At 72.8% G+C, this 22,082-nt stretch carries 20 protein-coding genes; 1 reads left to right on the top strand and 19 read right to left on the bottom strand.

The annotated features are described in order from the left end of the window. Positions 1-25 precede the first annotated feature (25 nt). The 14 genes from ABD308_RS24915 to pyrR all read right to left on the bottom strand — a co-directional run bounded on the left by ABD308_RS24915 (position 26) and on the right by pyrR (position 16,561). Positions 26-2,113, bottom strand: a complete 2,088-nt coding sequence (locus ABD308_RS24915) for a primosomal protein N' (RefSeq protein WP_344338778.1) — start codon at positions 2,111-2,113, stop codon at positions 26-28. Positions 2,114-2,213: 100 nt separating this feature from the next. Beyond that, positions 2,214-3,437: a methionine adenosyltransferase gene (gene metK / locus ABD308_RS24920; RefSeq protein WP_344338780.1), complete on the bottom strand. Its 1,224-nt coding sequence runs from the start codon at positions 3,435-3,437 to the stop codon at positions 2,214-2,216. A 152-nt stretch (positions 3,438-3,589) separates the two neighbouring features. Beyond that, positions 3,590-4,825 carry a bifunctional phosphopantothenoylcysteine decarboxylase/phosphopantothenate--cysteine ligase CoaBC gene (gene coaBC, locus ABD308_RS24925; protein ID WP_344338782.1) on the bottom strand — a complete coding sequence of 412 codons (1,236 nt, stop codon included), beginning with the start codon at positions 4,823-4,825 and terminating at the stop codon, positions 3,590-3,592. 160 nt (positions 4,826-4,985) lie between these two features. Beyond that, entirely contained in the window at positions 4,986-5,252 is a 267-nt protein-coding gene (rpoZ, locus tag ABD308_RS24930) for a DNA-directed RNA polymerase subunit omega (protein WP_030056185.1), read from the bottom strand. Between the two features lie 36 nt (positions 5,253-5,288). Then, positions 5,289-5,846: a guanylate kinase gene (gmk, locus tag ABD308_RS24935; RefSeq protein WP_344338787.1), complete on the bottom strand. Its 558-nt coding sequence runs from the start codon at positions 5,844-5,846 to the stop codon at positions 5,289-5,291. Positions 5,847-5,894: 48 nt separating this feature from the next. Next, positions 5,895-6,221 (bottom strand): integration host factor, actinobacterial type, encoded by a 327-nt coding sequence (mihF, locus tag ABD308_RS24940; protein ID WP_030056187.1) that lies wholly within the window; start codon positions 6,219-6,221, stop codon positions 5,895-5,897. A 360-nt stretch (positions 6,222-6,581) separates the two neighbouring features. Beyond that, a complete protein-coding gene (gene pyrF, locus ABD308_RS24945; protein WP_344338791.1) occupies positions 6,582-7,415 on the bottom strand; it encodes an orotidine-5'-phosphate decarboxylase in 834 nt (277 codons plus the stop codon). A 32-nt stretch (positions 7,416-7,447) separates the two neighbouring features. After that, positions 7,448-8,560, bottom strand: a complete 1,113-nt coding sequence (locus tag ABD308_RS24950; RefSeq protein ID WP_344338812.1) for a quinone-dependent dihydroorotate dehydrogenase — start codon at positions 8,558-8,560, stop codon at positions 7,448-7,450. A 66-nt stretch (positions 8,561-8,626) separates the two neighbouring features. Beyond that, on the bottom strand, positions 8,627-11,938 hold the full coding sequence (gene carB, locus ABD308_RS24955) for a carbamoyl-phosphate synthase large subunit (protein ID WP_344338793.1): 3,312 nt from the start codon (positions 11,936-11,938) through the stop codon (positions 8,627-8,629). Then, positions 11,931-13,088: a glutamine-hydrolyzing carbamoyl-phosphate synthase small subunit gene (carA, locus tag ABD308_RS24960; RefSeq protein WP_344338795.1), complete on the bottom strand. Its 1,158-nt coding sequence runs from the start codon at positions 13,086-13,088 to the stop codon at positions 11,931-11,933. The genes carB and carA overlap by 8 nt, the downstream gene beginning before the upstream one ends. Then, on the bottom strand, positions 13,085-13,657 hold the full coding sequence (locus ABD308_RS24965) for a PH-like domain-containing protein (RefSeq protein ID WP_344338796.1): 573 nt from the start codon (positions 13,655-13,657) through the stop codon (positions 13,085-13,087). Before ABD308_RS24965 ends, carA begins: the two co-directional genes overlap by 4 nt. Next, a complete protein-coding gene (locus ABD308_RS24970) occupies positions 13,654-14,958 on the bottom strand; it encodes a dihydroorotase (RefSeq protein ID WP_344338797.1) in 1,305 nt (434 codons plus the stop codon). The genes ABD308_RS24965 and ABD308_RS24970 overlap by 4 nt, the downstream gene beginning before the upstream one ends. Then, positions 14,955-15,932, bottom strand: a complete 978-nt coding sequence (locus ABD308_RS24975) for an aspartate carbamoyltransferase catalytic subunit (RefSeq protein ID WP_344338798.1) — start codon at positions 15,930-15,932, stop codon at positions 14,955-14,957. Before ABD308_RS24975 ends, ABD308_RS24970 begins: the two co-directional genes overlap by 4 nt. A 5-nt stretch (positions 15,933-15,937) precedes the next feature. Beyond that, a complete protein-coding gene (pyrR, locus tag ABD308_RS24980; RefSeq protein ID WP_344338799.1) occupies positions 15,938-16,561 on the bottom strand; it encodes a bifunctional pyr operon transcriptional regulator/uracil phosphoribosyltransferase PyrR in 624 nt (207 codons plus the stop codon). Positions 16,562-16,890: 329 nt separating this feature from the next. On the opposite strand from pyrR, the gene bldD reads away from it, so the two are divergent. Further along, positions 16,891-17,394 (top strand): transcriptional regulator BldD, encoded by a 504-nt coding sequence (gene bldD, locus ABD308_RS24985; RefSeq protein WP_045692870.1) that lies wholly within the window; start codon positions 16,891-16,893, stop codon positions 17,392-17,394. A gap of 157 nt (positions 17,395-17,551) precedes the next feature. Here the strand turns inward: bldD and ABD308_RS24990 are convergent, their stop codons facing one another. The 5 genes from ABD308_RS24990 to ABD308_RS25010 form a co-directional block, all read right to left on the bottom strand. Next, positions 17,552-18,472 (bottom strand): hypothetical protein, encoded by a 921-nt coding sequence (locus ABD308_RS24990; protein WP_344338802.1) that lies wholly within the window; start codon positions 18,470-18,472, stop codon positions 17,552-17,554. Between the two features lie 258 nt (positions 18,473-18,730). Next, entirely contained in the window at positions 18,731-19,570 is an 840-nt protein-coding gene (locus ABD308_RS24995; protein ID WP_344338804.1) for a thioesterase family protein, read from the bottom strand. Between the two features lie 173 nt (positions 19,571-19,743). Further along, the gene (nusB, locus tag ABD308_RS25000) at positions 19,744-20,181 is read right to left on the bottom strand and encodes a transcription antitermination factor NusB (RefSeq protein WP_344338806.1); all 438 of its coding nucleotides are present in this window, start codon (positions 20,179-20,181) and stop codon (positions 19,744-19,746) included. 4 nt (positions 20,182-20,185) lie between these two features. Next, positions 20,186-20,749, bottom strand: coding sequence for an elongation factor P (gene efp, locus ABD308_RS25005; protein WP_344338807.1), 564 nt, complete (start codon positions 20,747-20,749; stop codon positions 20,186-20,188). Between the two features lie 66 nt (positions 20,750-20,815). After that, positions 20,816-21,922 (bottom strand): M24 family metallopeptidase, encoded by a 1,107-nt coding sequence (locus tag ABD308_RS25010; protein WP_344338809.1) that lies wholly within the window; start codon positions 21,920-21,922, stop codon positions 20,816-20,818. Positions 21,923-22,082 lie beyond the last annotated feature (160 nt).

Raw genomic sequence — 22,082 nt, forward strand, 5'->3', positions numbered from 1 at the left:
GAGGAACGGCCGGGCGGGCCGTTCCTCACCCGATGTCCGTCGGATCGATCCGCACCTTCACCGCCTCCGGCGTCCGCAGCGCGATCCGCGCGATCTGCGCCGCCTTCAGCGCCGCCGCCAGCGCCGCGCCCTGCCCGGGCGGCACCCTCAGCAGCGCGCGCTCCTGCTCCTCCCCCCGCAGCGCCGCCACCGGCACCGGCCCGAGCACGTCCGCCTCCTCCGGCAGCCGCACCAGGTTCAGCAGGTCCGTGACCGCCGCCGGGCTGCCGGTCACCGAGGCCATCCGGGCGACCGGCGGGAAGTGCAGCTGGGAGCGCTCGTCCAGCTCCAGCCCGGCGTGGCCCAGCGGGTCCCAGCGCACCAGCGCCTGCACCGGCCGCGCCGTCGGCTCGGCGACCACCACCACCGTCCCGCCGTCCGCCGACGGCCGCACCAGCGCGGCGGCGGCCAGCCAGAGCCTCAGCGTCTCCTCCCCGGCCCGCAGGTCGGGCCGGCTCAGCAGCGCCCAGCCGTCCAGCAGCAGCGCCGCCGCGTACCCGCCGCCGCCCTCGACGACCGGCTCGGCGCCGGGCGTGGAGATCACCAGCGCGGGCTCGTCCGGGACGGTGGACAGCACCGCGTCCCGCCCCGAGGTGCGCACCGGGACGCGCGGGAACGCCTTGCCCAGTTCCTCGGCCGTCCGCCGGGCGCCCACCACCTGCGCCCGCAGCCGGAACGAGCCGCACTCCGGGCAGTGCCAGTCCCGCTCCTCCTCCCCGCACCACTGGCAGCGCAGCGGCGCGTCCGCTCCGGCCGCCTCCAGCGGGCCCTCGCAGCGCCGGCAGCGGGCGGGCGCGCGGCAGCGCCCGCAGGCCAGCCGGGGCACGTAGCCGCGCCGGGGCACCTGGATGAGCACCGGCCCGCCGGCCGCCAGGCCCTCGCGGGCCGCCTCCCAGGCGACCGAGGGCAGCCGGGCGGCCTGCGCGGCGGCGTCCCGGTGCTGGTCCTGGTCGGTGACGGTGCGCACCCTCGGCGCGGTGCGGCGGACGGTCTCCCGGTCGGCGGCCAGCGGCCGGGCCCACCCGGTGCGCACCAGCTGCGCGCCCTCCACGGTGACGGCGTGCCCGCCGAGCAGGACGGCCGCGCCCTCCTCGGCGGCCCGCAGCAGGGCGACCTCCCGTACGTGCGGGTGCGGGTTGCGCGGGTCGCTGTGGCTGGAGTCGCCGTCGGACCAGACCACCACCAGGCCGAGGTCGTGCACCGGCGCGAACATCGCGGCCCGGGTGCCGACGGCGGCGTGCACCGAGCCGCGGCTCACCTGCAGCCAGCGCCGGTAGCGCTCGCGGGGGCCGAGGTCGGCGGCCAGGACGGCGTGCGCGCCCTCGCCGAGCAGTTCGGTCAGCGCCCGGTCGACCCGGGCCACCGAGCGGCCGTCCGGCAGCACCACCAGGGCGCCGCGCCCGCCGGCCAGGGTGGCGGCGACGGCGCGGGCGATCTCGTACGGCCAGCCGGGGCCGGGCAGCGCCGTCCAGACCGCCCGGGGCGAGCCGCCGCCGGCCAGCGAGGCGAGGAAGTCGGGGCCGGCCGGGTACCGGGGCCAGCCGCCGGGCTCGGGCGCGGCCGGACGGGGGCGGGGCGGCGGTGAGGGTTCGGCCTCCGCCTTAGCGTGCCGGGGCGGCACCGCCAGCTGCAGGACGTCGGCCAGCGTGCCCGCGTACCGGTCGGCGACGGTGCGGCAGAGCCGCAGCAGCGGCGGGGTGAGCACCGGCTCGGGCGAGAGGACCTGGGCGAGCGGGGCGAGCGGGCCCGGGAAGTCGCTCTTCTCCAGCCGGGCGACGATGAAGCCGTCGTGCAGTTCCCCGCCCTCGCGCTGGCCCTTCACCACGCGCGCCCCGAAGCGCACCCGCACCCGCACGCCGGGCCGGGCGTCGTCCGCCATCGCGGCGGGCACCTCGTAGTCGAAGAACTTGTCGATGGTGAGCACGCCCTTGTCGACGACGACCCGGGCGACCGGCAGGTGCTCGGCCCGCTTGGCGCCGCGCCAGGTGCGCGGTTTGGCCCGGCGGACCGTCTCCCGGATGAACGCCAGCTGCTCCGGCGCCCCGCCCTCGTCACTCCCCTGCGTGCTGCTCATCGCCCCAAGTAGTACCAGGTCCCACCGACAAAGAAGCAGGTGGCGGACGCCCGGAGTGCCGGGCGGACGCCACCTGCCGTCAAACGGTCAGCTCAGCGGATCAGGCCTCGACGGCCTTCTTCAGCTGCTCCACGCGGTCGGTCCGCTCCCAGGTGAAGTCCGGCAGCTCGCGGCCGAAGTGGCCGTACGCGGCGGTCTGCGAGTAGATCGGGCGCAGCAGGTCCAGGTCGCGGATGATCGCGGCCGGACGCAGGTCGAAGACGTCGCTGACGGCCTTCTGGATGGCGAGGACCGGCACGGTCTCGGTGCCGAAGGTCTCCACGAACAGGCCGACCGGCTCGGCCTTGCCGATCGCGTACGCGACCTGCACCTCGGCGCGGCGGGCGAGGCCGGCGGCGACGATGTTCTTCGCCACCCAGCGCATCGCGTACGCGGCCGAGCGGTCCACCTTGGACGGGTCCTTGCCGGAGAAGGCGCCGCCGCCGTGGCGGGCCATGCCGCCGTAGGTGTCGATGATGATCTTGCGGCCGGTGAGGCCGGCGTCGCCCATCGGGCCGCCGATCTCGAAGCGGCCGGTCGGGTTGACCAGCAGGCGGTAGCCCTCGGTGACGAGCTTGATGCCCTGGTCGGCCAGCGCCTTCAGCTCCGGCTCCACGACGAACTCGCGGATGTCCGGGGTGAGCAGCGACTCCAGGTCGATGTCACTGGCGTGCTGGGTGGAGACGACCACGGTGTCCAGGCGCACGGCCTTGTCGCCGTCGTACTCGATGGTGACCTGGGTCTTGCCGTCAGGACGCAGGTACGGGATGGTCCCGTTCTTGCGGACCTCGGTCAGCCGGCGCGAGAGGCGGTGGGCCAGGGTGATCGGCAGCGGCATCAGCTCGGGCGTCTCGTCCGACGCGTAGCCGAACATCAGGCCCTGGTCGCCGGCGCCCTGCTTGTCCAGGTCGTCGGCGTCGTCCCCCTGGGTGGCACCCTCGACACGGGCCTCGTACGCGGTGTCGACACCCTGTGCGATGTCGGGCGACTGGGCGCCGATCGAGACCGAGACGCCGCAGGAGGCGCCGTCGAAGCCCTTCTTGGAGCTGTCGTAGCCGATCTCCAGGATCTTGTCCCGGACGAGCTGGGCGATCGGCGCGTACGCCTTGGTGGTCACCTCGCCGGCCACGTGCACCTGGCCGGTGGTGATCAGCGTCTCCACCGCGACCCGGGAGGTCGGGTCCTCGCTGAGGAGAGCGTCAAGGATGGTGTCGCTGATCTGGTCAGCGATCTTGTCGGGGTGTCCCTCGGTCACGGACTCCGAGGTGAACAGGCGGCGAGACACAGCGCTCCCTGGGGTTGCAGCGGCTGCTGACTGAAAGACCCCGAACGAATCCGGGGGCTTCCGGAAAGACTTGATTCCTGGAGTGTAACGGTCAGCTACCGACGAACGTCACGTGATTCCGCAATTGAAGACCGTCCGCCCACTCTGCGAGATCAGCCGGCGGAAGGATCGAGCCGTTCCACGACGAGGTCCCAGACGACGTCCGCGAGGGCCTCCTTGGGACCCACCGGAACGGGCGTCTCGCTGCCGTCGGCGCCCAGCACCACGGCCTCGTTGACGTCCTGGCCGAAGGCCTTGCCGTCCCCGACCTCGTTGACGACCAGCAGGTCACAGCCCTTGCGGGCGAGCTTGGCCCGGCCGTGGGCGAGCACGTCGTCGGTCTCGGCCGCGAAACCCACCACGAGTTGACCCGAACGGGCGCGGTGTGCCGCGAGCTCCGCCAGGACGTCGGGGTTGCGGACCAGCGCGACCGGCGCCGGCTCGACGCCCTCGACCTTCTTGATCTTGCCCTCGGCGTAGACCGCGGGCCGGAAGTCGGCCACCGCCGCGGCCATGACCACGGCGTCCGCGTCCTGGGCCGCCTTCAGCGCGGCCTCCCTCAGCTCCAGCGCGGTCGCCACCGGGACCACGTCCACCCCGGCCGGGTCGGGCAGCGCGGCATTGGCCGAGATCAACGTCACACGGGCACCGCGGGCCGCCGCGGTCGCCGCCAGCGCGTAGCCCTGCTTGCCCGACGAGCGGTTGCCGAGGTAGCGGACCGGGTCCAGCGGCTCGCGGGTGCCGCCCGCCGAGACCACCACGTGCCGGCCGGCCAGGTCGGCCCGCCCACCGCCGTACCGCAGCACCGCGCGGCAGGCGTCGAAGATCGCGGCCGGCTCGGGCAGCCGGCCCTTGCCGGTGTCCTTGCCGGTCAGCCGCCCGCTGGCGGGCTCCAGCACGATCACGCCCCGACGGCGCAGCGTGGCGACGTTCTCCCGGGTCGCCGGGTGCTCCCACATCTCGGTGTGCATCGCGGGCGCCAGCACGACCGGGCAGCGCGCGGTGAGCAGGGTGTTGGTCAGCAGGTCGTCGGCGAGCCCGTGGGCGGCCTTGGCCATCAGGTCCGCGGTGGCCGGGGCGACCACCACCAGGTCGGCGTTCTGCCCGATCCGCACGTGCGGGACCTCGTGCACGCTCTCCCAGGTCTCGGTGGCGGCCGGGCGGCCGGAGAGCGCCGCCCAGGTGGCCTCGCCCACGAAGTGCAGCGCCGCGGCGGTGGGCACCACGGTCACCTGGTGGCCGGACTCGGTGAACCGCCGCAGCAGCTCGCACGCCTTGTACGCGGCGATGCCGCCGCTGACGCCGAGGACGACCCGCGGCGCGTCCGTCCGCTCCGTGCTGCCGCTCATGTTCCCCAGCTCTCCTCGTGGCGGACCTCAGGTGCCTGCCAACCCTACGGCGCGCCGACGATCACCCGCACCGCGGCACCCCCCGGCACCCGCGCGGGAACGCCGAAGGGCCCGTCGGAGCGGAACTCCGACGGGCCCTTCAGGCGTGGATGGGACCGCCTCAGGCGGCCTCGACCGCCTCGGCGGTCAGCATGCCGGCGTTGATCTCGCGCAGCGCGATCGACAGCGGCTTCTCGTGCACGTGGGTGTCGACCAGCGGGCCGACGTACTCCAGCAGGCCCTCGCCGAGCTGGGAGTAGTACGCGTTGATCTGGCGCGCACGCTTGGCCGCGTAGATGACCAGGCTGTACTTGGAGTCGGTGGCCTCAAGCAGCTCGTCGATCGGCGGGTTGATGATGCCCTCGGGCGCGGTCATGGAAGAGGACACGCGAAAACCTTCCGAAAGGGTGGAAAAGACAACAGGTCAGCCTACACCGAGCAAGGCTAGCAGTTCGCTCGCCACCTGCTCGACGGAGGTGTTGACCAGGGTCGTGTCGAACTCCGGCTCGGCCGCCAGTTCGACCTTCGCGGCCTCCAGCCGCTTCTCGATCACGTCCTGCGGCTCGGTCCCGCGCCCGGTGAGCCGGCGGACCAGCTCGTCCCAGCTCGGCGGGGCCAGGAAGACCAGCTGCGCCTCGGGCATGGACTCGCGCACCTGGCGGGCACCCTGCAGATCGATCTCCAGCAGCACGGGTTCGCCGCGCTCCAGCTTCTCCTGCACCGCCGCCCGGGGGGTGCCGTAGCGGTTGCCCGCGAACACGGCCCACTCCAGCAACTCGCCGTTGGCGATCAGCTTGTCGAACTCGTCGTTGTCGACGAAGTGGTACTGGACCCCGTTCTGCTCGCCCGGCCTCGGGTGGCGGGTCGTCGCCGACACCGAGAGCCAGACTTCGGGGTACTGCTTCCTCATATGAGCGACGACCGTGCTCTTGCCGACCCCCGAGGGGCCGGAGAGCACGGTCAGCCGCGGACGCTCACTCATGCACCGATTATCCCGGATCGCGGGCGATCCCGGGACCACGGGGCACGGTCAGGCGGCACCGCCGCCGAACTCCCGCTCCAGGGAGGCGATCTGGTTGGTACCGAGACCACGGACGCGGCGGCTCTCGGAGATGCCGAGCCGCTCCATGATCTGCTTGGCCCGGACCTTGCCGACACCCGGAAGGGACTCCAGCAGGGCGGAGACCTTCATCTTGCCGATCACGTCGTTGTCGGCCTTGCCGGCCTTGATCACCTCGTGCAGGGAGGCGCCGGAGTGCTTGAGCCGGTTCTTGACCTCGGCGCGCTCCCGGCGAGCCTCGGCGGCCTTGGCGAGCGCGGCGGTGCGCTGTTCAGGGGTAAGGGGCGGAAGAGCCACGCCGTTCACCTCAGGGTGGATGGAAGGGATTGAAACTATGACTGTTGTGCTTCCCAGGGCACCGGCCAGAGAGCGAACTCGCCGCCCCTGACCTGCGGGAGCAGCGGGTTTCGCGGCTCCTCGGTGACCTATCGCCGGACACTACCCGGATTGCGGCGCCACGTCAGGAAAAGAACACGAAAAGTCCTGGTCAGCCAAGGCCGACCAGGACTTTCCCGGGCAAAATGACCGTGATTGCGAACCTTTGGCGGCACCGATGTGACGGCGCTCACGTCAAGTCCCCGCCCGCGCGGACGGTCGCGGCCCGTCACGGCGGCGCCGCGAAGCGTTCGCCAGGAGCGAACCCCGCCGTCCCGCGCGCTACTTGACCGCCTCCGCGTACTCCTGGACAAAACGGTCGGCGGCCGCGCGCAGCGCCTCCACCGAGGGGCCGTGCTTCAGCACGTCCCGGCTGACGCTCGGCACCACGTTGCGCACCGAGGCGCCGAAGACCCGCGGCAGGTCCGCCATGGTCGCGCCCTGGGCGCCGATCCCGGGGGCGAGCAGCGGGCCGTTGATCGCCAGGTCCACACCCGCGTCGGCCAGCGTCGCGCCGACCACCGCGCCGAACGAGCCCAGCGGCTCGGCGCCGGCGTTCTCGGCGGCCAGCTGCCCCAGCACCGAGGCCGCCACCGGCTCGCCGTCCGCGCCGATCGCGCGCTGCACCTCGGCGCCCTCCGGGTTGGAGGTGAGGGCCAGCGCGAAGACGCCCGCCCCGTTGGCGGTGGCGAGGTCCAGCGCCGGGCGCAGCGAGCCGAAGCCCAGGTAGGGGCTGACGGTCACGGCGTCCGAGAACAGCGGGCTGCCGGGCGACAGGAAGGCCTCGGCGTAGGCGGCCATGGTCGAGCCGATGTCGCCGCGCTTGGCGTCCATCAGGACGAGCGCGCCGGCCGCCCGGGCCTCCTCCACCGACTTCTCCAGGACGGCGACGCCCCGGGAGCCGAAGCGCTCGAAGAAGGCGGCCTGCGGCTTGAGCACGGCCACCCGGCCGGCCAGCGCCTCGACGACGGTGCGGCTGAAGGTCTCCAGGCCCGCCACGGTGTCCTCCAGACCCCAGGCGGCGAGCAGGGAGGCGTGCGGGTCGATGCCGACGCAGAGCTGGCCGCGGGTGTCGAGGGCGTGGCGCAGGCGGGTGCCGAAGGGGGCGAGGGTCATGACGTCCTTCCGGGGAGCTGGGAGCAGGGGGTTCAGGCGGTCTCGCGCGCGTCCACCGCGCTGCCGACGGCCGCGGCCAGGTTGCGGAAGCCGCCGGCCCGGACCCGGGCGGACAGGCCCTTGTGGACGCGCCGGCACCAGAACGGGCCCTCGTAGATGAAGGCGCTGTAGCCCTGGACCAGGTCCGCGCCGTGCAGGATCCGCTGCCAGGCGTCCTCGGCCGTCTCGATGCCGCCGACCGAGACCAGCACCAGCCGGCCCCCGGTACGGGCGCGCAGCCGCCGCAGGACCTCCAGCGCGCGCTCCTTGAGCGGGGCGCCGGACAGGCCGCCCATGCCGATCTCCGCCACCCGGGCGGCGTCGCTGCGCAGGCCCTCGCGGCCGATCGTGGTGTTGGTGGCGATGATGCCGTCCAGGCCCAGCTCCAGGGCCAGGTCGGCGACCTCGTCGATGTCCTCGTCGGCCAGGTCGGGGGCGATCTTGACCAGCAGCGGCACGTGGTGCGGGGTGGTCCGGTCGGCGGCCTCGCGCACCGCGCTCAGCAGCGGACGCAGGTGCTCGACGGCCTGCAGGTTGCGCAGCCCGGGGGTGTTCGGCGAGCTGACATTGACGACCAGGTAGTCGGCGTAACGGGCCAGCCGCTCGGTCGACTTGACGTAGTCGGCGACGGCGTCGGCCTCCTCGACGACCTTGGTCTTGCCGATGTTGACGCCCACCACCGGGGTGGAGCTGGTGTGCGGGCGGGCGGCGAGCCGGGCCGCGACCCGGGCCGAGCCCTGGTTGTTGAAGCCCATCCGGTTGATCAGGGCGCGGTCCTCGACCAGCCGGAACAGCCGCGGCTGGGGGTTGCCCGGCTGCGCCTCTCCGGTCACGGTGCCGATCTCGACGTAGTCGAAGCCGAGCATCGACAGGCCGTCGATGCCGACGCCGTTCTTGTCGAACCCGGCCGCCAGGCCGAACGGGCCGGGCAGCGCGAGGCCGAGGGCGTCGGTGCGCAGCGCCCGGTCGCGCGGGGCGAGGACCAGCCGCACCAGGCCGCGCAGGCCGGGCACCGAGGAGGCCAGCCGGATCCAGAAGAAGGCCAGGTGGTGGGCCTTCTCGGGGTCCATCTTCTTGAAGACGAGGTCGAACAGCAGCTTGTACACAAAGTCCTCCCAGGGCATGGAAGTGGGGGGCACCCGGCGGTACTGGTGCCCCCCACTGGAGTGGTGCTACTTGGCGCGGCCGGCGTTGATCAGCTCGGCGTGCTCCTGGAGCGACATCACACCGACCTCGTCGCGCAGCAGCCGGTCGATGCCCTGGACGGCGGCGCCCATGGCCTGGACCGTGGTCAGGCAGGGCACGGCGCGGGCGACGGCGGCGGTGCGGATCTCGTAGCCGTCGAGACGGCCACCGGTGCCGTACGGCGTGTTGATGATGAGGTCGACCTCGCCGTCGTGGATCAGCTGGACGATGGTCTTCTCGCCGTTCGGGCCCTCGCCCTCGCTGTGCTTGCGCACCGCGGTGGCGGGGATGCCGCCGCGCTGCAGCACCTCGGCGGTGCCGGCGGTGGCCAGCAGCTCGAAGCCGAGGCCGACCAGCGCCCGGGCCGGGAAGACCAGGTTGCGCTTGTCGCGGTTGGCGACCGAGACGAAGACCTTGCCCTTGGTGGGCAGCGCGCCGTACGCGCCGGTCTGCGACTTGGCGTAGGCGGTGCCGAAGACCCGGTCCAGGCCCATGACCTCGCCGGTGGAGCGCATCTCCGGGCCGAGCACGGTGTCCACGCCGCGGCCGTGCACGTCGCGGAAGCGGCTCCACGGCATCACGGCCTCCTTGACCGCGATCGGCGCGTCGGCGGGCAGGGTGCCGCCGTCGCCGTCGGCCGGGAGCAGGCCCTCGGCGCGCAGCTCGGCGATGGTGGCGCCGAGCGAGACGCGGGCGGCGGCCTTGGCCAGCGGCACCGCGGTCGCCTTGGACGTGAACGGCACGGTGCGCGAGGCGCGCGGGTTGGCCTCCAGCACGTACAGGATGTCCCCGGACAGCGCGAACTGGATGTTGATCAGACCGCGCACCCCGACGCCGCGGGCGATGGCCTCGGTGGAGGCGCGCAGCCGCTTGATGTCGTGGCCGCCGAGGGTGATCGGGGGCAGGGCGCAGGCGGAGTCGCCGGAGTGGATGCCGGCCTCCTCGATGTGCTCCATGACGCCGCCGAGGTAGAGCTCGGTGCCGTCGTAGAGGGCGTCGACGTCGATCTCCACCGCGTCGTCGAGGAAGCGGTCGATCAGCACCGGGTGCTCGGAGATCAGCCCGGCGTGGCGCTCCAGGTAGGAGGCGAGCGAGGCCTCGTCGTAGACGATCTCCATGCCGCGCCCGCCGAGCACGTAGGAGGGGCGGGCGAGGACCGGGTAGCCGATCTCGTCGGCGATCGCCTTGGCCTCCTCGAAGGAGAACGCGGTGCCGTGCTTGGGGGCCGGCAGGCCCGCGTCGCGCAGCACGCGGCCGAAGGCGCCGCGCTCCTCGGCGAGGTCGATGGCCTCGGGCTGGGTGCCGACGATCGGCACGCCGTTGTCCTTCAGCGCCTGCGCCAGGCCCAGCGGGGTCTGGCCGCCGAGCTGCACGATCACACCGGCCAGCGGGCCGGCCTGGCGCTCGGCGTGGACGATCTCCAGCACGTCCTCCAGGGTGAGCGGCTCGAAGTAGAGCCGGTCGGAGGTGTCGTAGTCGGTGGAGACGGTCTCCGGGTTGCAGTTGACCATCACGGTCTCGTACCCGGCGTCGGCGAGCGCGAAGGAGGCGTGCACGCAGGAGTAGTCGAACTCGATGCCCTGGCCGATGCGGTTCGGGCCGGAGCCGAGGATGATCACCGCGGGCTTGGTGCGCGGCGCGACCTCGTTCTCCTCGTCGTAGGACGAGTAGAAGTACGGGGTCTTGGCGGCGAACTCGGCGGCGCAGGTGTCGACGGTCTTGAACACCGGGCGGATGCCCAGCGCGTGCCGCACCTCGCGGACCACGTCCGCCTTCAGGCCGCGGATCTCGCCGACCTGCTGGTCCGAGAAGCCGTGCCGCTTGGCGTGGCGCAGCAGCTCCGGGGTCAGCTCGGGGGCCTCGGTGAGCTCGCCGGCGATCTCGTCGAGCAGGAAGAGCTGGTCGACGAACCACGGGTCGATCTTGGTGGCCTCGAACACCTCCTCGGGGGTGGCGCCCGCGCGGATGGCCTCCATGACGGTGTTGATCCGCCCGTCCGTCGGCACGACGGCCTTCGCGAGCAGCTCCGCCTTGTCGCCGACCGGGCCGATCCAGCTGAACTGGGAGCCCTTCTTCTCCAGCGAGCGCAGCGCCTTCTGCAGCGCCTCGGGGAAGTTGCGGCCCAGCGCCATCGCCTCGCCGACCGACTTCATGGTGGTGGTCAGGCTGGCGTCGGCGCTCGGGAACTTCTCGAACGCGAACCGCGGCACCTTGACCACGACGTAGTCGAGGGTCGGCTCGAAGGAGGCCGGGGTCTCCTCGGTGATGTCGTTGGGGATCTCGTCGAGGGTGTAGCCGACGGCCAGCTTGGCGGCGATCTTGGCGATCGGGAAGCCGGTGGCCTTCGAGGCCAGCGCCGAGGAGCGGGAGACGCGCGGGTTCATCTCGATGACGATGACCCGGCCGTCCTCGGGGTTGACCGCGAACTGGATGTTGCAGCCGCCGGTGTCGACGCCGACCTCGCGGATCACGGCGATGCCGATGTCGCGCAGGATCTGGTACTCGCGGTCGGTGAGGGTCATCGCCGGGGCGACGGTGATCGAGTCACCGGTGTGCACGCCCATCGGGTCGAAGTTCTCGATCGAGCAGACGACCACGACGTTGTCCTGCTTGTCGCGCATCAGCTCCAGCTCGTACTCCTTCCAGCCGAGGATGGACTCCTCCAGGAGCACCTCGGTGGTCGGGGAGAGCGTCAGGCCCTGGCCGGCGATGCGGCGCAGGTCCTCCTCGTTGTGGGCGAAGCCGGAGCCGGCGCCGCCCATGGTGAAGGAGGGGCGGACGACGACCGGATAGCCGCCCAGGGTGTCGACCCCGGCGAGCACCTCGTCCATGGTGTGGCAGATGACCGAGCGGGCGGACTCGCCGTGGCCGATCTTGGCGTTGACGGCCTCGACCACGCCCTTGAAGAGGTCGCGGTCCTCGCCCTTGTTGATCGCCTCGACGTCGGCGCCGATCAGCTCGACGCCGTACTTCTCCAGCGTGCCGGCCGCGTGCAGCGAGATCGCGGTGTTCAGCGCGGTCTGGCCGCCCAGGGTGGGCAGCAGCGCGTCGGGGCGCTCCTTGGCGATGATCTTCTCGACGAACTCCGGGGTGATCGGCTCCACGTAGGTGGCGTCCGCGATCTCCGGGTCCGTCATGATCGTCGCCGGGTTCGAGTTCACCAGCACGACCCGCAGGCCCTCGGCCTTGAGGACGCGGCAGGCCTGCGTGCCCGAGTAGTCGAACTCGGCGGCCTGGCCGATCACGATCGGGCCGGAGCCGATCACCAGGACGGACTTGATGTCAGTGCGCTTAGGCACGCTGGCCCTCCATGAGCTTCACAAAACGGTCGAAGAGGTAGGCCGCGTCGTGCGGGCCGGCAGCAGCTTCGGGGTGGTACTGCACGCTGAAGGCGGGGGTGTCGAGCGCCTGGAGGCCCTCGACCACGTCGTCGTTCAGGCAGACGTGGGAGACCTCGACCCGCCCGTAGGGGGTCTCGCTCACCTTGTCGAGCGGTGCGTTCACGGCGAAGCCGTGGTTGTGCGCGGTGACCTCGACCTTGCCGGTGGTGCGGTCCTGCACCGGCTGGTTGATGCCGCGGTGGCCGTACTTGAGCTTGTAGGTGCCGAAGCCCAGCGCCCGGCCGAGGATCTGGTTGCCGAAGCAGATCCCGAAGAACGGGGTCTTGCGCTCCAGTACGCCCTGCGCCACGGCGACCTGGTGGTCGGCGGTGGCCGGGTCGCCCGGGCCGTTGGAGAAGAACACGCCGTCGGGGTTGACCGCGTAGACGTCCTCCAGCGTCGCGCTGGCCGGCAGCACGTGCACCTCGATGCCGCGCTCGGCCATCCGCTGCGGGGTCATCGCCTTGATGCCGAGGTCCAGGGCGGCGACGGTGAAGCGCTTCTCACCGATCGCCGGCACCACGTACGGCTCGGTGGTGGCGACCTCGGCGCACAGGTCGGCGCCCTTCATCTCGGGCGAGGTCCGCACCTTGGCGAGCAGCGCGGCCGGCTCGGCCAGCGCCTCGCCGGAGAAGATGCCGCAGCGCATCGCGCCGCGCTCGCGCAGGTGCCGGGTGAGGGCGCGGGTGTCGATGCCGCTGATGCCGACGACGCCCTGCTTGGCGAGCTCCTCGTCGAGCGAGCGGCGGGAGCGCCAGTTGGAGGCGACCCGGGCGGGGTCGCGGACGACGTACCCGGCGACCCAGATCCGCTCGGACTCGTCGTCCTCGTCGTTCCAGCCGGTGTTGCCGATCTGCGGGGCGGTCATCACGACCACCTGGCGGTGGTAGGACGGGTCGGTGAGGGTCTCCTGGTAGCCGGACATTCCGGTGTTGAAGACCGCCTCGCCGAAGGTCGCGCCGGTCGCGCCGTAGGCCTGGCCGCGGAAGGTCCGGCCGTCCTCCAGGACGAGCACGGCAGGAACGCGCTCCCGCCGTTGGCGCTGCGTGGTGGGGGCAGGTGCGGTCATGACGCGGCCTCTTCCGTCTTCTTCATCGTCGTACGTGTTGCGGTGAACCGGGTGATCGCCTCGACCCAGGCGGTGTGCTCATCGGGGTGGTCGGCCCGGAACCCGGAGTCCAGTTCGGTGCCCTCGTGCGCCCAGGTGACGACGAGGATCCCGGAGGGGACGACCTTGCCGGCGATCCCGGAGTCCGTGCGGGCACCGATCAGGTGCTCGGCGGGGATCCAGAAGTCGACGTCGCCGGGACGCTGCACCAGCAGACCGTCCTCGCCGAGGGTCAGGTCGGCGCGGCTGCGGGTGCCCAGGCCGTGCGCGACGACCCGGTCGAGCCAGTTCCCGGCGGTGGTGGTGCCGTGGTACCGGCCGCTGGTCTCCAGGATGGTCCGTCCGGCCCGCTCCGGCACGGCCGGCAGCGCGGGGATGCCGGACTGCAGGGTGCGGCGCCAGTTCCAGCCCTGGCGCATCAGCCAGTAGACCAGGCCGATGACCAGCGCCAGGCCGACCGTCCAGCTGATGTACCCGGGCCAGTTGGTGACCCTGGCCTGGTCCTGGGCCAGCAGGAGCGCGGAGCTCACGCGAGCCCGCCCTGCTCGACCAGCTCACCGGCCAGCACGGTGGCGGTGCCGCGCAGGAAGGTGGCGTGCACCCGGCCGGGCAGGTCGAGGCCCCGGTAGGGGGTGTTGCGGGAACGGGTGGCGAAGCTGTCGGGGTTCACGGCACCACGGTACGCGGGATCGAACAGCACCAGGTTGGCGGGCTCACCCACCGAGACCGGGCGGCCGTGCCCGGCGAGCCGGCCGATCCGGGCCGGGCGGTGCGACATCCGGTCCGCGACGCCCTCCCAGTTCAGCAGGCCGGTGTCGACCATCGTCTGCTGCACCACGGACAGCGCGGTCTCCAGGCCGACCATGCCCATCGCGGCCACGGCCCACTCGCAGTCCTTGTCCTCGGCCGGGTGCGGCGCGTGGTCGGTGGCGACGGCGTCGATGGTGCCGTCGGCGAGCGCCTTGCGCAGCGCCTGGACGTCCTCGGCGGTGCGCAGCGGCGGGTTGACCTTGTAGACCGGGTCGTAGGAACGGACCAGCTCGTCGGTCAGCAGCAGGTGGTGCGGGGTGACCTCGGCGGTGATGTCCCAGCCCTTGGCCTTGGCCCAGCGGATGATCTCGACCGAGCCGGCGGTGGAGACGTGGCAGACGTGCAGCCGGGAGCCGACGTGCGCGGCGAGCAGCACGTCGCGGGCGATGATCGCCTCCTCGGCGACGGCCGGCCAGCCGCCCAGGCCCAGCTCGCCGGAGACCTGGCCCTCGTTCATCTGGGCGCCCTCGGTCAGCCGGGGCTCCTGCGCGTGCTGGGCGACGACGCCGTCGAAGGCCTTCACGTACTCCAGGGCGCGGCGCATGATGACCGCGTCGTCGACGCACTTGCCGTCGTCGGAGAAGACCCGGACGCCGGCCGCGGAGTCGTGCATGGCGCCCAGCTCGGCGAGCTTCTTGCCCTCCAGGCCGACGGTGACGGCGCCGACCGGCCGCACGTCGCAGTAGCCGGACTCCTGTCCGAGCCGCCAGACCTGCTCGACCACACCGGCGGTGTCGGCCACCGGGAAGGTGTTGGCCATCGCGTGGACGGCGGTGAAGCCGCCCTTCGCGGCGGCCTGGGTGCCGGTGAACACGGTCTCGGCGTCCTCGCGGCCGGGCTCGCGCAGGTGGGTGTGCAGGTCGACCAGGCCGGGCAGGACGATCAGGCCGCGGGCGTCGATCTCGATGTCGGCCTCGACGTCCAGCCCGGTGCCGATCGCCTGGATCACGCCGTCGGCGAGGTGGAGGTCCTGCGGGGCACCGCCGAGGACCTGGGCGTTGCGGATCAGGTAGGTGGTCACTGAGCGGTCTCCACGGAGTCGGTGCGGGGGGTGTCGGTGAGGGTGGCTCCGCCGAGCAGCAGGTAGAGCACGGCCATCCGGATCGAGACGCCGTTGGCGACCTGCTCGACCACGGTGCAGCGCGGGGAGTCGGCGACCTCGGCGGTGATCTCCATGCCGCGGACCATCGGGCCGGGGTGCAGCACGATGGCGTGCTCGGGCAGCTGGGCCATCCGGACGCCGTCGACGCCGTAGCGGCGGGTGTACTCGCGCTCGGTGGGGAAGAACGCGGCGTTCATCCGCTCGCGCTGGACCCGGAGCATCATCAGCGCGTCGGTCTTGGGGAGCACGCTCTCCAGGTCGTAGCTGACCTCGCAGGGCCAGTTCTCGATGCCGATCGGCAGCAGGGTCGGCGGGGCGACGAAGGTGACCTGGGCGCCGAGCGTGGTGAGCAGGTGGACGTTGGAGCGGGCGACCCGGCTGTGCAGGATGTCGCCGACGATGGTCACCCGCCGTCCGGCGAGGTCGTGGCCGCTGCCCGGGTTGAGGTGGCGGCGCATGGTGAAGGCGTCGAGCAGCGCCTGGGTGGGGTGCTCGTGGGTGCCGTCACCGGCGTTGATGACGCTGCCGTGCAGCCAGTCGGACTGTGCGAGGCGGGCCGGCGCGCCGGAGGCGTGGTGCCGGATGACGACCGCGTCGGCGCCCATGGCCTGAAGGGTGAGGGCGGTGTCCTTGAGGCTCTCGCCCTTGGAGACCGAGGAGCCCTTGGCGGAGAAGTTGATGACGTCGGCGGAGAGCCGCTTCTCGGCGACCTCGAAGGAGGTCTTGGTGCGGGTGGAGTCCTCGAAGAACAGGTTGACGACGGTCCGGCCGCGCAGGGTCGGGAGCTTCTTGACGGCCCGGCCGGAGAGCTGGGCGAGTTCCTCGGCGGTGTCCAGGATGAGCAGCGCGTCGTCGCGGCTGAGATCGGCTGCGGACACGAGGTGGCGCTTCACGCGGGTTACTCCGGGAGGTGCGGTTCGGTGGGCTGGGCGGCCAGCGCCTGGGACGAGCGTGCCGCGTAGTCGCGGTCGCCGACGAGCACGGCGTCGACGCCGTCGCGGTCGGCCAGGCGCACCTGAACGGCTTCGCGCAGCGAGGTGGGGAGGTTCTTGCCCACGTAGTCGGCGCGGATCGGCAGCTCGCGGTGGCCCCGGTCGACCAGGACGGCGAGCTGGACGGCGCGCGGGCGGCCGATGTCGTTGAGGGCGTCGAGCGCGGCGCGGATGGTGCGGCCGGAGAAGAGCACGTCGTCGACCAGGACGACGAGCCTGCCGTCGACGCCGCCGGGCGGGATCTCGGTGTGCTCCAGCGCGCGGGCGGGCTTCAGCCGCAGGTCGTCCCGGTACATGGTGATGTCCAGGGTGCCGAGCGGGATGTCCTGGCCGGTGATCTGGGCGAGCCTGGCGTGCAGCCGGCGGGCGAGGTGGACGCCCCTGGTGTGGATGCCGAGCAGCACGACGTCCTCGGCGCCCTTGGCGCGCTCGACGATCTCGTGCGCTATCCGGGTGATGACCCGGGCGATGTCCGTGCCGTCCAGCACCTGGTGCGGCGGCCGCGGCGCGGATTCCTGGTGTGCGGTCATGCCGAAGCGGACCTCCTTCCCCGCCTCACGGGACGGGCCTTAAAGGATGTCTGGAACGCCCCGCCGGACTGCGGCGTGGGCTCAGGTCATCCTACCAGCGCCTTTTTCGGCCAACCGACGGCCATCATTCCGCTTCCCCGGGTTCACGCGCCGGACGCACCGGTGATGCGGGCCATTCGCACGACTGCCCCATTCGGCTTGACGCAACTACCTCACTCTACGTAACCTCACAGTGAGTTACGAGACGGACGTCGAACCCACCGGTAACGGCGTCGGCAATCGCCCGTGACCCACCACTGAACGCGAAGCAATCTCGTCCGGGGAGATCAATGTCCAGCGACTACGCGAAGCAGCTCGGAGGCAAGCTCCGAGCCATCCGCACTCAGCAGGGACTCTCCCTGCACGGTGTCGAGGAGAAGTCCCAGGGGCGCTGGAAGGCAGTCGTCGTCGGCTCGTACGAGCGCGGCGACCGTGCGGTCACCGTGCAGCGGCTGGCCGAACTGGCGGAGTTCTACGGGGTCCCGGTGCAGGAGCTGCTGCCCGGCGGGACGCCCGGCGGCGCGGCCGAGCCGCCGCCGCGCCTGGTCCTCGACCTGGAGAGACTGACCCAGGTGCCGTCCGAGAAGGCCGGCCCGCTGCAGCGCTACGCGGCGACCATCCAGAGCCAGCGCGGCGACTACAACGGCAAGGTGCTGTCGATCCGCCAGGACGACCTGCGCACGCTGGCCGTGATCTACGACCAGTCGCCGTCGATCCTCACCGAGCAGCTGATCTCCTGGGGCGTGCTCAACCCCGACGCGCGCCGCGCGGTGCGCGAGGAGGAGGCGGGCTGAGGCTCGCCGCACCGGCTCCCGCCGGTCCCCCGCGGGACGGCGGACACCAGCAGAAACGTCACGGCGCGGCACCCCTCGCGGGTACCGCGCCGTGGCGCTCGCCGGACCGCCGGCAGGACGGATGGCAGGACGGCCGACGGGGCGGCCCGCGGAACGGTCAGCAGACCGTCTCCAGCCGGTAGCCCGGCTCGGCGGCGACCCCGTCCAGCCGCACCGGCCCGGCGGCGGGCGCCCAGACCCGGCCCTCACTGGCCCAGGCCCAGGCCGTCGGCCGGTACTCCCCGCAGGTCGCCGCGCTGCCCTGGGCGCCGTGCAGCACCGCGAGGCCGGGCAGCTCGCGGGCCAGCCCGGCGCAGAGCACCGCGCAGAGCAGCTCCAGGTCCTCGTCGTTGATCCGGACCACGCCGTCCTCCCACTGCAGCACCCGGGCGGCCGCGGCCAGCGGCCCGCCCGGCGCGTCCACCGAGAGGCGCAGCTCGTAGACCCCGCTGCCGGCGCCGAGCAGCATCCGGCGGAACACCTCGGCGCCGCGCTCGTAGGCGCCGGCCACCACGTCGTCGCGCTCCCCGTACAGCCGGCCGTCGAGCAGCAGGTCGGCGTGGCGCAGGGTCAGGCCGTTCTCGCGGGCCCGGACCAGCCGGGGGACGAAGTCGCCGGCCAGCTCCTCGCCCTGATAGGCGAGCAGCTGGGTGCGCAGCGCCGGGTTGACCAGATAGCGGTCGCGGGCGGCGGGCTCGGCCGGGTCGAGGCCGTGCAGCAGGCAGAACTCGGCGAAGTCCTGCGGGTGGAACATCCGCGCCCGGACGGTGTCGAAGCGGCGGCGGGCGTCGGCGAGCAGCCCGGCGGTCTCCTCCAGGTACTGCTCGTGGTCGGCCGCGTCGGACAGCCGCCAGGCCCGGGCCTGCTCGAAGTCCGCGGGGCTGGTGAGCACGCCGATCACGAAGGCCTGTCCGGCGCCCTCGGCCCGCTGCCGCTCGCAGGCCCCGTCGCGGTCGGCCGCCGCCCGCGAGCGGGCCCGGGGGCGGGAGCCCGCGGCGGTGCAGTCGGGGGTGCGGCGGGCGCGGCCGTTGCGGCTCATCGGGGCTCCTCGGACGGGCGGGCGGGTCGGCGGCGGGTGGTATCGCCGACCTTGTCCTCCCCAGCCCCGCGTGGCGCACACGTACGACGTGTCACAGGACTGTAACCGAGGGTGAATCGGATGTGCGGAGTCACGCACGGTTGTGCGGCCCGCCGCCCGCGCCCCGCGCATCCGCCCCGCGCACGGCGCACCCATCACTCACCGCACACGCCCGCTCACGCCCGCCCCGCACGGTCACCCGCACACGCACGGCCCGCCCTAGCGCGGCGTCCTCGCGAGCTGGCGGGACTGGGCGACCAGGCGACCGCTCTCGTCCCAGACCTCGGCGTCCTCCTCGAAGTACCCGCCGGCCAGGTTCCGGGTGGCGTGGACCACCCGCAGCCAGCCCGGCGCGGGCTTGGCCCGCAGGTGCACGGTGAGCTCGACGGTCGGCGCCCAGCCCGGCATCCCGAGGTCGAAGGTGACCGGCGGCAGCGCGTCGGCGACCAGCAGGAGCAGCAGCGGGTCGGGGGTGCGGCCGTCGGCGAGCCGGAACCAGCCCTGGATCCGGCCGGTGCCGGAGGGCCGGCCGAGCGCCCAGCCGACGGTGGCCGGGTCGAGCCGCAGGTCGAAGCGCTCCAGCAGGGCGGCCTGGATGAGCAGTTCCTTCGGTGCGTGCTCGACGCCGATGCACTGCTCCGGCGGAGGAAGCCGCGGCGGGACGGCGCTGGTGCGCACCTCGCCGTCGAGGGCCGCGAGGTCGCCGTGGGTGGCGACCACCCGCAGCCGCTCCACGCCGTCCTGGCTGAGCGCGGCGGTGCCGGTGGACAGCGAACGGCCGGTGCGGATCACCTCGGTGCGCACGGTGGCCGGACCGGGGGTGGCGGCGGAGAGGTAGTAGCCGCTGATCGAGACCGGGTCGGCGTGGCCGGCGCCCTCGGGGCGGGCGGTGTGCGCGAGCGAGAGCGCGTGGCCGGCCACGGCCAGCAGCAGTCCGCCGTTGACGCCGCCGCCGATCTGCCAGCCGCCGCCGAGTTCGCCGTCGTAGCGGCCGGGCTCCTCGGGGTGCGCGGTGAGCGCGATGCCCTGGTCGAACTCGCTGCGGAACGCCGTGGTCATGGGGGTGGCCTGCCCTTCGCTGCGGTGGGTCGCCGACGGGCACGGGCCGCCGGCGCGCCGGGTTACTGGCGAGTAGAGGCCACCTTACGCCGACCGGGCGACCACGCACGACGGCCGCCGGACCGATTTCCGGTCCGACGGCCGTCGGGGCGCTGGGCGCGCTGGGCGCGGGGTCAGCGGCGGATGCTGGGCTTCAGCTCCAGGAAGCGGGCCAGCAGGCCGTTGACGAACGCCGGGGAGTCGTCGGTGGAGTACTCCTTGGCGATCTCCACGGCCTCGTCCAGGACGACCGCGTCGGGGACCCGGTCCTCCCAGATCAGCTCGTACGCGCCGAGCCGCAGGACGTTGCGGTCCGCGATCGGCATCCGGTCGAGCGTCCAGCCGACCGCGTACTGCGAGATCAGCTCGTCGATCCGGCGGGCGTGCTGGACGTAACCCTCGACCAGCTCCATGGTGTACTCACCGACCTGCGGGGTGCCCTCGTCCGGCTTGGGCTCCCGGGCCCGGGCCACCCAGTCGGCGAGGACCGTCAGCGGGCCGACCCCGCGGTGGTCGGCCTCGAACAGGATCTGGAAGGCTCGCGTACGGGCCTTGGTGCGTGCGGACGACACGGACTTACTTCACCCGGCCGAGGTAGCTGCCGTCGCGGGTGTCGACCTTGACCTTCTCGCCGGTGGTGATGAAGAGCGGCACCTGGATCTCGGCGCCGGTCTCCAGCTTCGCCGGCTTGGTGCCACCGGTGGAGCGGTCGCCCTGGACGCCCGGCTCGGTCTCGGCGATGACGAGCTCGACCGCGGCCGGGAGCTCGATGTACAGCACCGCGCCCTCGTTCACGGCGACGAGCGCGTCGAAGCCCTCCAGCAGGTACTTGGCGGCGTCGCCCACGACGGCCGGCTCGATGGCCAGCTGGTCGTAGGTGTCCATGTCCATGAACACGAAGTTCTCGCCGTCCTTGTACGAGAACTGCATGGTGCGCTTGTCGACGTTGGCGGTCTCGACCTTGGTGCCCGCGTTGAAGGTCTTGTCGACGACCTTGCCCGTCAGGACCTCCTTGAGCTTGGTACGCACGAAGGCCGGGCCCTTGCCGGGCTTGACGTGCTGGAACTCGACGACGGACCAGAGCTTGCCGCCCTCCAGCTTGAGGACCATGCCGTTCTTGAGATCGTTCGTGGAAGCCACGGGCGCACTTACTCCTGGATATAGCTGTCAAGGAACCAAGGGATCGCGTCCTGTGGCACACCTGCGTCACAGGGCGAGGAGCTCCTTGGTGGTGATGGTGAGCAGCTCGGGCCCACCCTCGTCCAGGGGGCGCACCACGAGCGTGTCCTCGATCCGGACCCCGCCCCGCCCCGGGAGGTGGACCCCCGGGCCGACGGTGACCGGCACGCGGCTGTCCAGTTTACCCATGTCCGTGGGACCGAGGCGCGGCGCCTCCCTGATCTCCAGCCCGATGCCGTGGCCGATCGGGTGCGGGGAGCCCTCGGTGTGCCCGGCGGCCCGGAGGATCTCCCGCGCGGACTGGTCGGGCACGCACTGTTCGACCCCCGGCCCGAGCGCCTCCCGCGCGGCCCGCTGGGCGCGGAACACCAGCCGGTGCAGCTCGACCTGCCAGGGCGCGGGGGCCGCGCCGATCACGAAGGTCCGGGCGGTGGAGACGCCGTAGCCGCGGTACCGCGCGCCGAGCACCACGGTCAGGAAGTCGCCCTCCTCCACCCGCCGGTCGGTGGGCTGGTGGGCCTGCTGGCCGGAATGGCTGCCGGTGCCGACCGAGACCGGGAAGGCCGCCCGGTCCGCGCCGTGGTCGATCATCCGGCGCTCCAGCTCCATCGCCAGGTGCCGTTCGGTGCGCCCGACCAGGATCGACTCCAGCAGCTCGCCGAGCGCCTGGTCGGCGATCTCCGCGGCGATCCGCAGATCGGCGATCTCGTGCTCGTCCTTGACCACCCGCAGCCGCTCGACCGCCTGGCCCACGTCCGCCAGCCGCACCCGCTCGGCCAGCCCGGCCACCGCCCGGTGCCGGGTGACCGTCAGGTCGTGCTCCTCCACCGCGAGCCCGGCCACCCCCAGCCGCGCCACCGCGGAGGCCGCGGCCAGCGCGGTGTCCGTCCCGGCCGGCACCGGCAGCCGGGTGACGTCGGGGGCGATCAGATGCTCCCCGGTGTCGTCCGGCGGCAGGTCGTCCGGCAGCGCGAGCACCGCCCGGTCCCGGGTCAGCAGCAGCGTCGCCCCGCACGGCGGACACCCGGTGAGGTACCGCACGTTCGCCGCCCGGGTGATCAGCGCCGCGTCGGCCCCGGACGCACCGCAGTGCTCCCGCAACCGCTCCCGGCGGCCCGCGTACGCATCAGCCATGCGTCGAGCCTACGAACCCAGCCCCCGATCCGCCCGCCGAACGCCCCCACCCGGGCCGCTACTCCACGGCGCCGGCGGGCTTCAACCGTCCCGCCGAGCACAGATCACGGCCCCCGCACCCGGGAACCCGTCGGCGCTCGCGGGACCTGGCGGTCCCGCG

Source organism: Kitasatospora putterlickiae, assembly GCF_039527695.1.
Taxonomy (GTDB): Bacteria; Actinomycetota; Actinomycetes; order Streptomycetales; family Streptomycetaceae; genus Kitasatospora; species Kitasatospora putterlickiae.